The sequence below is a fragment of the Paenibacillus sp. GM2FR genome, assembly GCF_002803325.1.
GTDB classification, from domain to species: Bacteria; Bacillota; Bacilli; order Paenibacillales; family Paenibacillaceae; genus Paenibacillus_AQ; species Paenibacillus_AQ lautus.
Genome location: NZ_MKZM01000008.1, coordinates 1362234 through 1377221 on the forward strand (window position 1 = coordinate 1362234; position 14988 = coordinate 1377221).

Consider the following 14988-nt stretch of genomic DNA (forward strand, 5'->3'; position numbering starts at 1 on the left):
ATTAATTGTTAAACGGTTGACAACCTGTATATACATGTATATGATTTTCCTATGTGCAACCTGTATATACAAGATGACGAGGAGGACCCAGTCACATGCAAAACTCAGGAATCCAGTCTCCCGATTGGTGGAGAACATCGACGGTTTATCAAGTATATCCGAAGAGCTTCAACGACACGACCGGCCAAGGCACCGGCGATATACGCGGGCTCATGGAGAAGCTTGATTATATAAAAGGACTTGGCATCGACATTGTGTGGCTCCAGCCGGTGTATGTTTCTCCGCAAAATGATAACGGTTACGACGTTGCGGATTATTGCAGCATAGATCCTGTATATGGGACGATGGACGATTTCGACGAGCTTGTTGCCGAGTTGAAAAAAAGAGGCATGCATCTGATGATCGACATGGTCGTGAATCATTCTTCGACCGAGCATCGGTGGTTTAAGGATGCAATTTCTTCTCGCAACAGCCCATATCGAGACTATTACATCTGGCGGGATCCCGCAGAAGACGGCGGCCCGCCGAATAATTGGCAATCCAAGTTTGGAGGACCGGCTTGGCAGTATGATGAGGGGACAGGGCAATATTACCTGACATTGTTTGACAAAACGCAGGCAGACCTCAATTGGGAGAACGAGAAGGTCCGTGCGGAGGTTGTGGATATCCTCACCTTTTGGGCGGACAAGGGCGTAAGCGGATTCCGGATGGATGTCATCAATCTAATATCGAAAGATCCCGCTTATCCCAATGATGACGGTTCCGTAGCGCCCGGTGACGGACGCAGGTTTTATACGGACGGCCCCCGAGTGCACGAATACATCAAGGAATTGAACAAAAAAGTGTTCAAGCCTTACAATCTTGTCACGGTGGGCGAGATGTCCTCCACAACCTTGGAGCATTGCGTTCGTTACTCGAACCCAAAGGAGAATGAATTCTCCATGACGTTCAACTTCCACCACTTGAAGGTAGACTATCCCAACGGGCAAAAATGGGAGCTTAAGCCGTATGATTTCGAGGAGTTGAAAAGCGTGCTCTCCGATTGGCAAATCGGCATGCAGAAGGGGGGCGGCTGGAATGCCCTGTTCTGGAACAACCATGATCAGCCACGCGCACTGACCCGGTTCACCAATGATGGTGAATACCGTACGGAAAGTGCAAAGATGCTGGCCACGACACTTCACGGGTTACAAGGCACGCCATATGTGTATCAAGGCGAAGAGATCGGCATGCCTGATCCGAAATGGAATGATATATCCGAGTTTCGGGATGTTGAATCCTTAAACATGTACACCATTCTCCAGGAGCAGGGTAAAACGCCGGAGGAGGCTGCCCACATCGTCAAGGTACGCTCACGTGATAATTCCAGATTGCCTATGCCGTGGAATGACGGCGATCAAGCCGGCTTTACAACGGGGACGCCTTGGATCAAGATCGATGAGCGGTATCCGATCATCAATGCGCAATCCGAGGTGGAAAATCCGCAATCAATATATCATCATTACCGGAAGCTGATAGAAATGCGAAAGAACATTCCGGTGATTACGGACGGTGAATATGTTCGTCTGGATGAAGGCCATCCCGAAATTTATGCCTATGCCAGAACAAACAAGGAGCAGACGCTTGTTGTCATTTCCAATTTCAGCGACCGAGATGTATCGTTCGAGCTGCCCGAGAAGATGAAAGACAATCTGACCGAAAGCCGATCGGTTCAACTGGTAATTGGCAACACAACGGAAGAACCCAAGCTCATGCCAACAGTTGCACTTCGACCGTATGCTTCCTATATGTGGCTTATTCACAATAACTAAATTCATAAATGTCAGGAGCGTAGAGCTATGGCCATTGATCGTAAAAACGTGGAGCGCATTGTCGAGGCAGTCGGCGGAAAAGACAATATCGAAGCCGCTACGCATTGCGTAACCCGATTAAGATTTGCCTTGGTGGACGACAGCAAGGTGGATTCCCGGGCACTTGATGAGAACGACCTGGTGAAAGGGCAGTTCTCTTCTCAGGGTCAGTTCCAGGTCGTGATCGGACCCGGACTTGTAGACCAGGTATACAATGAAATGATGGAGATTACCGGCGGTGCCAGAGTATCGAAGGACGAAGTGAAGAACATTGCAAGCAAGAAGCAAAATCCGCTGCAGCGAGCAATCAAAACGCTTGCGGATATTTTCATACCGATTCTGCCGGCAATCGTCATGGCAGGTTTATTGTTAGGGATTAACAATCTGCTTACGGGACCGGGCATATTCTATGAAGGACAATCGTTAATTCAGGTCCATCCCGAGTGGGCGGACGTAGCCTCGATCATCAATCTGATTGCCAGCACCGCCTTTACTTTTCTACCTGTCCTGATCGGCTGGTCGGCGGTACGCCAGTTCGGAGGCAGTCCGCTGCTTGGAATCGTGCTGGGCTTGATCCTGGTAAATCCGGATCTGCTCAGCGCTTATCAATATGCCGATGCCAAGCTGGAGGGCACGGTTCCGATCTGGAACCTGTTCGGCTTTGAAGTGGAGAAAATCGGTTATCAAGGCCAGGTGCTGCCTGTGCTCGTCTCCGCTTATATTTTGGCCAAAATCGAGAAGCTCCTGAACAAACGCGTCCATGACTCCATTAAGCTGCTTGTCGTGGCGCCCGTTGCCCTGTTGGTGACCGGATTCCTTGCGTTCGTTCTGGTGGGGCCGATCACGTTTGCCATCGGCAACGTCCTCACTTCAGGTCTTGTCAGCATATTTGATTCCTTTGCCGCTCTCGGCGGACTGATCTACGGCGGACTGTATGCACTCCTTGTTATTACGGGGATGCATCATACCTTCCTTGCGGTGGACATTCAGCTCATCGGCAGTGAAGGCGGAACGTTCTTGTGGCCGATGCTGGCATTGTCTAATATTGCTCAAGGCGCCGCAGCGCTGGCCATGATGTTCATTATGAAGGAACAGAAGGCCAAAGGGCTTGCCGTTACATCTTCCATCTCCGCCTTCTTGGGGGTAACGGAGCCTGCCATCTTCGGGGTCAATGTTCGTCATAAATATCCGTTTATCTTCGGTATGATCGGATCCGGGATTGCCGGGGTGCTGCTGGCCATGAACAACGTTCTGGCTTCGTCGATCGGCGTGGGCGGAATCCCGGGATTCCTGTCGATCTTCCCTAACCAGTGGGGCGTCTTCTTCATTGGCATGGCGATTGTACTGGTCATTCCGTTCACAGGCACATTGTTGTTCGGGCGTTACCAGTTGTCCAAGCAGCTTCGACGTCCTGTGAAAGAGAATGCGGCCGACACCGTCACTAGAGATCAAGCGGTAATGGCTGAAACGAACGACAACCGTCAATCAGCGTCATCGTTAACGGAGCATAACCCAACGACGGAAGCTCCCCAAAAGGCTGCAGTCGATATCATGGCGCCAATTAAAGGGACTGTGGTTTCTTTGTCTGAGGTACCGGATCCTGCCTTTGCGGACAAACAGATGGGCCAGGGCATCGCCATCATCCCGTCCGAAGGGAAAGTGTATGCTCCGTTTGACGGACAAGTCGCGCATCTGATCAAGAAAAGTAAACATGCGATTATTTTAACCGATACAAACGGAGTACAGGTTCTCATTCATGTGGGTATTAACACCGTCTCTTTAAAAGGTGAGGGATTTACCGCGCATGTGGAAACTGGGGCCGAAGTAACCCAAGGACAGCTTCTGCTTGAATTTGATATCGAACGTATTGAACAAGCCGGATTGCCCGTCATTACGCCGATTATTATACCAGATGGACAAGACATTCAAGAGGTTCACGAGTTTGAAGGTGAAGCGATCCCGGGGGAAACCCGAGTACTGCAAGTGTCTCTTGGTAATGGAATCTGACGCTTCCTCTGTTACATGTAATCGTCGCTGGAACATGGTACAATAGCTGATGGTGATAATGGGATGACAAACAACATTTATTGGACGCTATACAAAGATTATGCCGATCAGATTGAAACCGGCGCTCTCCAACCCGGGAGCAAGCTTCCTTCGGAAAACGAGCTTGCGGCAACCTATCAAATTACAAGGGAAACGGTGCGCAAGGGACTTAATCTGCTGGCTCAAAATGGTTACATCCATAAAGTAAAAGGTAAAGGTTCCTTTGTGCTGGATACAGGAAGAATGAACTTCCCGGTAACGGGGCTCGTCAGTTATAAAGAGCTTGCCAAACGGTTAGGAAGAAAGAGCCGAACGCTTGTTTACGCAACAGAACGCGTCCCTGCAGGGGAGAGCATTGCGAAGGAGCTGCATACCCGTCCGGACCAGCTCGTATGGAAGGTGATCCGTGCCAGGGAAATCGAAGGGGAGCGTATCATTCTCGATATCGATTACTTGCTTGCCGACATCGTTTCTGGGTTAACGAAGGAAATTACCGGCGATTCCATTTATGAATACCTGGAGCATACACTCCATCTAAAAATCAGCTACTCGAAAAAAATAATTTCTGTTGAGCGTGCCACGGCCATGGACCAAGCCTATATGGATATCGGAAATGATACGCATGTTGTCGTCGTCCGGGGATACGTACATTTGGAAGACACCACGCTTTTTCAATATACGGAATCGAGACATCGATTGGATAAGTTTCAATTCGTTGATTTTGCAAGAAGAGAATCCAATCATGAGCTTGGAGATCAATAGAAGCAATTATTTAGCCGCGATTTCATCGCGGCTTTTTTGCTGTCTTTACAGGCTGCCGTGGATGAGGCTAACAGGGGAATAGAGCTGGAGAATCCAAGGAATGAAAGAGGAAAACTCCTCCTCGATGTTGAAGCTATCTAGGAGTAATTGTCCGATAAATCAAGGTAAAGGAGCCGATAGAACATGGACTTGGGACTGACAGGAAAGGTTGTGTTAATCACCGGAGGAAGCAGAGGCATAGGCCTTGAAGCCGCGGTGACGTTTGCGCTCGAAGGTGCCAAGGTTGCTATTTGTGCACGAGACGAGGAGCAGTTAGCCACTGCGGCAGACCATATCCGGCAAGCAGCGGATATCGAAACTCTAACCATAACAGCGGATGTGACGAAACCGGAGGACTGCATGAAAGCGGTAACCGATACCGTGCAGCATTATGGACAGCTCGATATTCTCGTGAACAATGCCGGAACCGCTGCTGCGAAGCCATTTGAGCTGATCGATGACGAACAATGGGCATCCGATCTGGATCTCAAGCTATTTGGTGCGATTCGGTTTGCACGTGCAGCCGTCCCTCCTATGCGGGAGACCGGCGGAGGTGTGATTATTAATGTTACCACATCCTGGGCCAAGACGCCGCCTGCTGCGTCCATGCCCAGCAGCGTCAGCCGAGCGGCGGGGCAGGCCATGACCAAGGCCATGAGTCGCGATCTGGCACCTGACCATATCAGAGTAAACACCGTGTGTATCGGAATGATCCGCAGCGCACAGCTTGAAGAGCGATGGAAACGGGAAGAACCCGAACTGACATGGGAACAGTACGCAAGGGACAAGCGGCACAATATTCCGCTAGGACGTATTGGAAACACGGAAGAAGCGGCAAAAGTCATCGTTTTTTTGGCATCTGATGCAGCCTCCTATGTTACTGGAACTTCCATTAATATTGACGGGGGTTCAGCGCCGGCTTTGTAAGTAGACATGGTAGAATTCAATTTTCCATAAATTATATTATGTAAACTACTTAGAATGAGTGGCAAGAGACCATTTGCCGGTGACGTTATCATCATGATGATGTCGTAATTTTATATATGATTTGTCGCATAGTTGGACTAAAAAAATGAGTGAGATGTGATACCTTATATGTGGATGTCATGGCCGCTAAGTTCTTATCCGGAGACCGAAGAGACGTTGTGGCAGAATTACATACATAAAAGCCCGCCTGCTCTTTAAGACGTCATGGATAGGCAGGACTTTATAATTGATGTTATTAAAAAATAATGAAAAGTGATGGTGATGATTCATGTCAAAAGTTTATCGTATTGGAATTATCGGCTGCGGCGGTATCGCAAACGGGAAGCACCTGCCGAGCTTAAGCAGATTAAACAACGTGGAACTCGTGGCATTCTGTGATATCGTCCTTGACCGGGCGGAAGCGGCTGCTAGCAAGTACGGTATCGAGGAAGCAAAAGTGTACGGCGACTATAAAGAGTTGCTGCAGGATCAAAGCATCGATATCATTCATGTTCTGACGCCTAATGATTCGCATGCCGAGATTTCCATTGCTTCGCTTGAAGCAGGTAAACATGTCATGTGCGAGAAACCGATGGCCAAAACGGCTGCGGATGCCAAGCGGATGATGGAAACCGCGAAGCGCACAGGCAAGAAATTGACGATTGGATACAATAACCGATTCCGTGAAGATAGTCTTTATCTGAAACAAGTATGTGAAGCTGGTGAACTCGGAAATATTTATTTTGCCAAAGCTCATGCTGTAAGAAGAAGAGCTGTTCCGACTTGGGGCGTATTTTTGGATGAGGAAAAACAAGGCGGCGGGCCGCTTATCGATATCGGTACGCATGCTCTCGATTTGACCCTCTGGATGATGGATAATTACAAACCGAAGATTGTTCTCGGTACCACATACCATGAATTGTCCCGCAAGGAGAACGCGGCAAACGCTTGGGGACCATGGGATCCTGAAAAATTCACCGTAGAGGATTCCGCGTTCGGCATGATTGTCATGGAGAATGGCGCGACCATTATGCTGGAATCCAGCTGGGCGCTGAATACGCTGGATATCGATGAAGCCAAATGTACGCTGAGCGGTTCGGAAGGCGGAGCCGACATGAAGAACGGTCTTCGCATCAATGGCGAGAAATTCAGTCGTCTGTACACAAACGAAATCGAATTAAATTCCGGCGGAGTGGCGTTCTATGACGGTAAGAAGGAGCAGGCTCCGGATGTTGAGATGAGAAGATGGATCGAGGCGATCGATCAGGATAAAGATCCTGTCGTTACCCCGGAACAGGCATATGTTGTATCTCGAATTTTGGAAGCTCTATACGAATCCGCAAAACTCGGCAAAGCCATTTACCTGGACTAAGTTTTATATTCATAGGATGATTTAATTATGCAAAAGCCCTGAGAATCAGGGCTTTTTTTATTCGAAACATGCTGAATCTAGCAAACGAGTTATGTATTTCGGTGGAATGAGATATAGATTTACGGGAATAATAAGCTCATGACATAGCGAAGGCAGGGTATATGAAATGATATTTATTTATAATGATTACGGTGGAACGCACACAACCTCACTGGCAGCAGCGTATCATCTAAATAAATTACCCACGAATCGGCAGCTTACAACAGAAGAGATTCTGGCGGTGGACTACTTCAATAAACTCAATACTTCCGACATGGGCAAACTTGTTTTTCACGGGCTGGATGAGAACGGAAATCCGGTGTACACACTTGGACGGGGCTCATCCAAGGTTGTCATTCCAGCTTTAAAAAACCTGAGTCTGATCCTTCAAGACAAATATCAGAACACGGAGCCCATCGTGTATTCCAACACTTCACCTACCGTTCCATTGGTCATGACGATCGGGGGATTTTTGACCAAAAGATTGAAATTGAGTTTTGTCGGCGATCCTTTATTGGTCGCAGGCGCGAAGCAATGCTGCAGCAGCATCCGTGAACTGGTTCTACATACCAAACAAGCCGCAGCCGCGAGGTCCGGAACGGAGTCCGTAATCGTTATGGAGAACAACAATTTCTCTTCTTCTTAGCCATACGAATCGCTTCATTCATAGGAGAAGGTAAGCCGGGATTCCACAGGGTTGCCTTCTTTTTCGTTGCCAGAAAACATATGATCTCAAATTATCTGGTATAATTTAGGAATGAATCGATTGGTTGTTGAACCAATCGCAATGTTTGTGCCGATTCATTCAGGCTGAGTTCTGCGCATGAAGCCCAAATACGTATTTCATATTCATGGTGATCACATTCTTCAGAGGAACGTTATCCCTTCGCGGAAGTGTGCTAGCGGCCATTTTCACCGCCTTGATTGTCATTATTATTTATGGGCTGACCCAACTGATCCAATATATAAATCACAAGTTGTATAAGGAACTGAAACGCATGGTGAAATAGGGCGCTTAGGCCTTTAAGAACAAGCGTACGCGTATACTAGAGCGTCGTGGGGGCCGCAGTACCCTGCATCTAAGTTTGATGACGAATAAAAGAATGATGTCCGGGTCAACCGACTTTCTGGATGTCGTTTTTTTCGTTTGTCCGCGAAACAATTTAACGAAAAATCAATCGATTTTCAGGTGAGCCGCGTCTTACTTTATGAGTAGACGATATGGCGGCTAATTTCCCATTACCCAAAGACATAAGAAAGGGGGACGGTGGGGTGGAGAATACGATGAAGGAAGTCAAGGTCTCGGATTCGAAGGAGATGGAAGAAGAAACTTTTTTCAACCATTTGTCAAGCGAACAACGGAAATTATACTCCATAGCATTCAGTTATATGAGAAACGAGGCCGATGCGCTGGAAATCGTGCAGGAAGCGTCCTGCAAAGCTTGGATGAAGCGCAAAAAGCTGAAGGATGAGCAGGCGTTTTCCCCTTGGCTGATCCGGATCACGATCAACTGCTGCATGGACGAGCTCCGGCGTAAAAAACGCGTATTTCCGGTCGAGGCATTGAGGGAAGAGGCTGCGCAGGAAATGCAAAGCAATGATCGGATCGATCTTGAGCAGGCACTGGATCGGATGAAGACAAAATATCGACACGTCGTGATGCTGAAGTATTACCAGGATATGACAACGGCAGAAATTGCAAAAGTGCTCAAAAAACCGGAAGGCACGATTAAAACCTGGCTGCGTGAAGGGCTGAAGCAGCTTCGGAACTACGTGTAAGGATAGGGAGGCGATAATACCATGCTGGACAAAGAACAGCGCGTACTTATGAAAGATTCAACCAAATTGAATGAGAAAGCCAATTCCCTCCCGGAGTCTAAGCTTTCTACTGCTGTGCGGGGGGGAATGGAACGGGGGAGGAAACGCGAAATGCGGCGCATGTATTCTTACGGATTGGGAGCCATGGCAGCAATGACTGCCGCAGCTCTCCTCATGCTCACGGTGAACGGATCTCCATTTACGGGGAAGCAGGACCGTCTTGTCCTGACGTCCAGTATCGGCAGCGTTCATAATCTGGAATCGTTCCCGGCTGAACGGATTAAGGATGCCTCGCTGAGGAGCGCGCTTGAACGAGGTCTCATACAACCAATTAACCAGGCCATGGAGGAAAAAGGATATCGCGTCGAGATTCTGGGAGCTGTATCCGACGGCCGGAAGTCCTTTGTTCTCTTTAATGTGCTTAATCATAGTGACAAAGAGATCATCGTACGGGATTTCACGCTTGATTATGGAGGTTACGAAACCCCGTCAGTTGGAGCCATGATAGCCAATATGAGCGGGAGCGGACAGATTCCCCCAGGGCAGAACTCCTATTATGCTTATTCCACGAATCTTTTGCCAACGGATCCTTACACGAATAAGGCAAGCATTCATATTACCTTATCCGATACATCGGATCGAGCCTTGAACTCTAGCAGTAAGAAGTACTTAACCAGCATGGATTTCTCTCTGGAACTCGAACCCAATATGTTTGAAGACAATGAACGAGCTTATTACCCGGATCGTACATTGAAGGTAGACGGACAGCGGATTAACGTTCGCCAGTTGCTGTTTACGCCTCTGAACACCTATGTGGATTTGGAATATGACCAAGCCAATGAGAAACAGATTTTTAAATTGCTTAATCCGGTTCTAATCGGAAAAAGCGGGGAGCATACCGAGAAGTTATATTATCCTCAATCGATCTCAAAGGATGACACCAAAGTTACGCTGGTTTACAAGAACAGCCAGCTGGATCAATTGGATACGACCTCATTCAAGACGTTTGGCATCGCGGCCGTGAAAAAGGACGAGATGAACATCGTCGTTGATCTGAAGAAGAAACAAATCATCGATGCACCGGACGAGCGTCTGCGAATGCTCCCGTCCGATCAGGAAGCTGGCGCAGGAGAAGTATATTTTCAGCGCATTCTCGAAGAAGCTCAAGCAGCAGAAAGCTTCGGGATGTGGCTGGAGGACAGCTTCACCGATGCCTCGGGGGAGAAACATAACAGGTTATCGCCAGAAAGCAGCAGTCACAGCGGACTCCTGACGTCGGTTAAAAACGATACCATAGAAGACAATACGACCTATAATTTTGGGGAGGACGCGCTTGAGTACCCGCAACCGCTTACGATAGGGGTCAAACAATACTGGATTCCGATTAAGGATCGTCAGGCTATAGAGCTGCTAAAGAAATGAAATAGTTAAATTTTATAGATATACGATTGTCCCCTCATGGCAGAAAGAGATCATGATCCCAGTGAACTCTACATTGTGACTATGGGGGATATTTGTATTTGTTATGAAAGCGATCCAATGTAAGTTTACAGCTTGTTTTCTTCGGTAATAATGTGGGAATAGCATCTGTGAGAGAAAGGATGTTCCTATGCGGTATCGAAGAAGAACCGGCCATTCCATCAAAAACAACGCTAAAGATACCTCACCGGCTAATACATCGCCATCAGATCCCGATGCTTTAAGCCCGGACATAAAAAGCAATCTAAAGCATATCAGAGCAGCCCTCGGTAACAGTACCGATATCGTGATCAGGGAAATTCCGCTGGATGAAGAGGAGATACACTATATCGCTATCCTCTATACGGACGGCTTGGCTGATCAAAAGATCATTTCGGAATCCATCATGATGGTCGTAGCTGATACTGCTAAATCCCTGGTGAGGGAAGATACGGAACATCCGAAGCCTTTCGATGGGCAGAAGATATTAGAAAACATTTCATTTATCAATCATGAGATTCACTCCATTTATGATTATAAAAAGTTGTTCCATTCCTTATTGTCGGGAGACACCATTTTTCTGGTAGATGGATTGGATCGAGGCATCGCGGCAGGTACACGGGGATGGAAGGACCGCGGGGTCATGGAAACGTCGGCGGAAAATGTCGTCCGCGGTCCGCGCGAATCCTTTACGGAGTCGCTGCGAACGAATACGGCCTTGATTCGTCGAAAGATCAAGGATCCCCATCTGTGGATGGAAACAAAGCAAATCGGTCGAGTTACGCAAACGGATGTCGCCATGATGTACATCGATGGCATTGCAAACGAAAAAATCGTAGAGGAAGTCCGAACCCGGCTTGGACGAATCGATGTAGACAGCATTTTGGAGAGCGGATATATCGAGGAACTGGTCCAGGATAAGACCCTGACTCCATTTCCCACAGTGTACAATACCGAACGTCCCGATGTGGTTGCTGCCGAGCTGCTGGAAGGCAAGATTGCAATCATCGTGGATGGCACCCCATTTGTTCTGATCGTTCCGGCCCTATTTGTTTCTTTCTTGCATGCTGCGGAAGATTACTATCAGCGCGCGGATATCAGTTCATTCCTGCGGATGCTGCGCTACCTGAGCATATTCGTTTCGTTGCTTGGACCTTCCCTCTATATCGCCATAACCACCTTTCATCACGAAATGCTACCGACCCGGCTCCTGTTCGGGCTGGCTGGACAACGTGAGCAAATCCCGTTTCCCGCTTTTGTCGAGGCCGTCCTCATGGAGGTTACCTTCGAGATTCTGCGGGAAGCAGGCGTGCGGCTTCCCAAAAATATCGGATACGCTATTTCCATCGTAGGAACATTGGTCATTGGGCAAGCCGCCGTCGAAGCGGGGATCATTTCTCCCGCCATGGTCATCGTGGTTGCCATAACGGCCATTTCCAGCTTTGTCGTTCCATCGTTTAATATGTCCATTGCTTTTCGGATGCTCCGGTTTCCGTTAATGGCGCTTGCCGGATCCTTTGGCCTGTTCGGCATCCTTGTCGGGATCATCGCTCTTATTCTGCATTTGTGCAGTCTCCGCTCGTTCGGAATCCCGTATATGTCGCCTTTCGCACCGTTAATTCCGGATGGGCAAAAAGATACGATATTGCGGCTGCCCCATTGGATGCTGATGAACCGTCCCCGACTGATCAATCAGAACAACGAAAAGCGCAGAACAAGCACACCTCCCCAAAAATCGCGGGAGTAAATGCAGACCAGCGGGAAAGCGAGTGAAATGGATGAAACGGATAGTGGCGTTGATTCTTCTACATATCGTCATCACTCTTCTTTTAAGCGGTTGCTGGAACCGGAGAGAATTGAACGAACTGGCCATAGCGGTAGCCGCAGGGGTTGATTGGGTGGACGGCCGCTACCGTTTATCGGTCCAAGTCGCCATTCCCGGGCAGCTTACCGCCAAACGAAGCGGAAGTCCCCAAGCGCCGGCTACACTGTTTACGGCTGAAGGAGATACCATATTTGAAGCGGCGCGTAGGATCACCCAGATCAGCCCGCGAAAAATTTATTTTTCCCATTTACGGATGTTTCTGATGGATGAGGCAATGGGAAGGGAAGGGATAGGCAAAGTTCTTGACCTATTGTCTAGGGATCACGAATTCAGACCCGATTTCTACCTGGTCATTACCAAAGGGGCAACGGCGGAGGAAACCTTGAAAATCATGACGTCTATGGAAACGGTCCCTGCAAATAAACTCTACGATTCCTTGCAAATCTCAGAAAAAGTATGGTCGCCCAGCATGGCCGTAACGCTGGATCAAATAATAAACGACATCACCAGCAGCGGAATACACCCCGTGCTCACAGGACTCGTGATCACAGGGAATCGGGATCTCGGAAAAACGAAGAAAAACGTAGAAAATATTGAAACACCAAGCCAATTGAAATATTCGGGGCTTGCCGTTTTCAAATTTGACAAACTGATTGGCTGGTTAAACGAGAAGGACAGCAGAGGTTATCGACTCATAAGGGGGCACGTGAAAAGCTCTGTAGCTTTTGTTCCCTGCCGGAATGACGGGAAGGTTATCTTGGAGACGCTAAGGACCGATGCCAAGTTGAAGGGAAGAATCGTTCAAGCCCGACCCGAAATGGATATCAAGATTCGTATGGAGGGAAACATTGGCTCTGTGGAGTGCAGCGGCTTGGATCTGTCGCAACCTGCGACCGTGAGGGATCTCGAAGCCGACATGGAAGAAAAAATAACCCAAAGCTTGGAGTCTGTTATCAACAAAGTGCAAACGGAGTATAAAGTTGACATATTCGGCTTCGGTGAGGCACTTCGGCGTTCGCATCCGAAGGCATGGAAAGAAATGAAGGACGAGTGGAACGACCGATATTTTCCGAACCTCGAGACCCATATTCAAGTGGATTACAAAATCCGGCGAACTGGGACAACCAATGATTCTTTTCTAAATGATCTAAAGGAATGAGGAGAATTGATGTTGAATATCGCGATTATTGCCGTTTCAGCCACCATCCTAACCTGGCTGGAGCTGCCGAGGATGCTCCGGGAAAAAGAATACAGGGAAATCTGGGGGTTTACTGTATTCATGATCATGGGCATTGGAATTAGCGTGGCCCAAACCATCATGAACGATATTCCAACCCCTCTGGTTTTGTTAACGATCGTATTCAAGCCGCTCAGTGATTGGCTCTCGGCCATCGGTTTGATCCAATAAGAAAAGGAGCGGACAAGATGCCCGTAGTCAAAATTTCATTGCGCCAGGTCAGCATTTTAACCGCCATGTATACGATCGGAAGCGCTATCCTTATCGTTCCTTCGGGTACGGCTAACATTGCTAAGCAAGATGCATGGATTGCCGCTTTGGTCGGGATCGGTCTCGGATTCATTATCTTGGCGCTGCAGCTGCAATTGTCCAAAAAGTATCCGGAAACGAATTTGATGCAATTGTCCGAGAAGCTTTTAGGGAAATGGATCGGCAAAACGGTAAACTTTCTGTTATTAACTACATTACTCCTAAGTGGTCCCGCTTGGGTGTTACACGAAATTAGCGACTTCATGACCATCCAAATGCTGCCCGAAACCCCGATTCAGGCGATCATTTTCCTCTACGGGGCCCTTGTTGTCCTGGGGGTGCGTTTGGGGCTCGAAGTGCTGGCCAGATCTGCGGAGATACTGTTTCCATGGTTCCTTCTTCTGTTTCTGTCCATGAGCATTTTATTATTGTCAGAGATTAAATGGGAGAATGCACTTCCCATTTTCGAATCGGGTGCCAAGCCTATCTTTCCTGCCGCAATCTCTTTCGTTAGTACGGCGTTTTTGCCGCACATCGTGTTGATGATCATCTACCCGGGGGCCGTTAACCGCCCGGCGGAGGCATACAAAGCCGTATATATCGGAAGCCTAATCGGAGCGGGGGTGCTTTTTACGATTATTGGTTTAGCGATTTTGGTCTTGGGTCCGGACATGACTGCACGAAATATGTACCCAAGTTATATGCTGGCCAAAAAAATCAATATCGGTAATTTTCTTCAGCGTATTGAAGCAGTCATGGCGGTGATGTGGTTTATCACTTTATTTTTCCGAATCTCTTTGTACTTTTACGCCATTGCGATCGGCGTTAGCCAGATATTTAATATCAAAAATTATCAGCCGCTGGTCGTGCCGTTAGGCTGGATTTTGGCTGCGGTTTCCGTCTTCATATATCCGAATGTTCCATTCAAGGTAGAATGGGATACAAAGACTTGGATACCCTATACAATTACGATCGGATTTATATTCCCGCTACTGTTGTTCTGCATGCATGGGTTGCAGAAAATCCGGTCCAAAAAAACCAAAAAGCACTCGGATTCCGTCTGAAACTATTTTAGGGATAGGTGCAGGATAACGAACCCGTTGAATGGCAGCCGTCTAGTTATAGACGGTTTTTTATATTGCAATCAATTCGGGGAAAAAGGACGGTGACCCGGGAAAAGGTACCTTCCATGTGGAGGAAATCGGGATGGTATTTCTTGAAGTGCACCTATCTGGAAGTCCATCGATCTTCTATGATCAAATAGGAAAGCGCTAACAAACATCAGCGGCAATGATGAAAGGAGGAGGCGATTACTTAAGTAATAACT

At 48.0% G+C, this 14988-nt stretch carries 12 protein-coding genes; all 12 read left to right on the forward strand.

What is annotated here, in order from left to right:
* The first annotated feature begins 95 nt into the window (after positions 1 to 95).
* Positions 96 to 1811: an alpha,alpha-phosphotrehalase gene (treC, locus tag PAEVO_RS06380; protein WP_100536795.1), complete on the forward strand. Its 1716-nt coding sequence runs from the start codon at positions 96 to 98 to the stop codon at positions 1809 to 1811.
* A gap of 27 nt (positions 1812 to 1838) precedes the next feature.
* On the forward strand, positions 1839 to 3857 hold the full coding sequence (gene treP, locus PAEVO_RS06385) for a PTS system trehalose-specific EIIBC component (RefSeq protein WP_100536796.1): 2019 nt from the start codon (positions 1839 to 1841) through the stop codon (positions 3855 to 3857).
* Positions 3858 to 3920: 63 nt separating this feature from the next.
* On the forward strand, positions 3921 to 4658 hold the full coding sequence (gene treR, locus PAEVO_RS06390) for a trehalose operon repressor (protein ID WP_100536797.1): 738 nt from the start codon (positions 3921 to 3923) through the stop codon (positions 4656 to 4658).
* A gap of 183 nt (positions 4659 to 4841) precedes the next feature.
* Entirely contained in the window at positions 4842 to 5624 is a 783-nt protein-coding gene (locus tag PAEVO_RS06395; protein WP_100536798.1) for an SDR family NAD(P)-dependent oxidoreductase, read from the forward strand.
* Positions 5625 to 5952: 328 nt separating this feature from the next.
* Positions 5953 to 7035 carry a Gfo/Idh/MocA family protein gene (locus PAEVO_RS06400; protein WP_100536799.1) on the forward strand — a complete coding sequence of 361 codons (1083 nt, stop codon included), beginning with the start codon at positions 5953 to 5955 and terminating at the stop codon, positions 7033 to 7035.
* A gap of 166 nt (positions 7036 to 7201) precedes the next feature.
* The gene (locus tag PAEVO_RS06405; protein WP_100536800.1) at positions 7202 to 7720 is read left to right on the forward strand and encodes a DUF3189 family protein; all 519 of its coding nucleotides are present in this window, start codon (positions 7202 to 7204) and stop codon (positions 7718 to 7720) included.
* A 638-nt stretch (positions 7721 to 8358) separates the two neighbouring features.
* Positions 8359 to 8853 carry a sigma-70 family RNA polymerase sigma factor gene (locus tag PAEVO_RS06410; RefSeq protein WP_100539342.1) on the forward strand — a complete coding sequence of 165 codons (495 nt, stop codon included), beginning with the start codon at positions 8359 to 8361 and terminating at the stop codon, positions 8851 to 8853.
* Between the two features lie 21 nt (positions 8854 to 8874).
* Positions 8875 to 10314, forward strand: a complete 1440-nt coding sequence (locus PAEVO_RS06415; protein ID WP_100536801.1) for a DUF4179 domain-containing protein — start codon at positions 8875 to 8877, stop codon at positions 10312 to 10314.
* 187 nt (positions 10315 to 10501) lie between these two features.
* Positions 10502 to 12097 (forward strand): spore germination protein, encoded by a 1596-nt coding sequence (locus PAEVO_RS06420; protein ID WP_100536802.1) that lies wholly within the window; start codon positions 10502 to 10504, stop codon positions 12095 to 12097.
* A gap of 31 nt (positions 12098 to 12128) precedes the next feature.
* A complete protein-coding gene (locus PAEVO_RS06425; RefSeq protein ID WP_100539343.1) occupies positions 12129 to 13334 on the forward strand; it encodes a Ger(x)C family spore germination protein in 1206 nt (401 codons plus the stop codon).
* 9 nt (positions 13335 to 13343) lie between these two features.
* The gene (locus tag PAEVO_RS06430) at positions 13344 to 13583 is read left to right on the forward strand and encodes a hypothetical protein (RefSeq protein WP_100536803.1); all 240 of its coding nucleotides are present in this window, start codon (positions 13344 to 13346) and stop codon (positions 13581 to 13583) included.
* Positions 13584 to 13600: 17 nt separating this feature from the next.
* Complete coding sequence (locus tag PAEVO_RS06435; RefSeq protein ID WP_100536804.1) at positions 13601 to 14725, forward strand: GerAB/ArcD/ProY family transporter; 1125 nt, start codon at positions 13601 to 13603, stop codon at positions 14723 to 14725.
* Positions 14726 to 14988 lie beyond the last annotated feature (263 nt).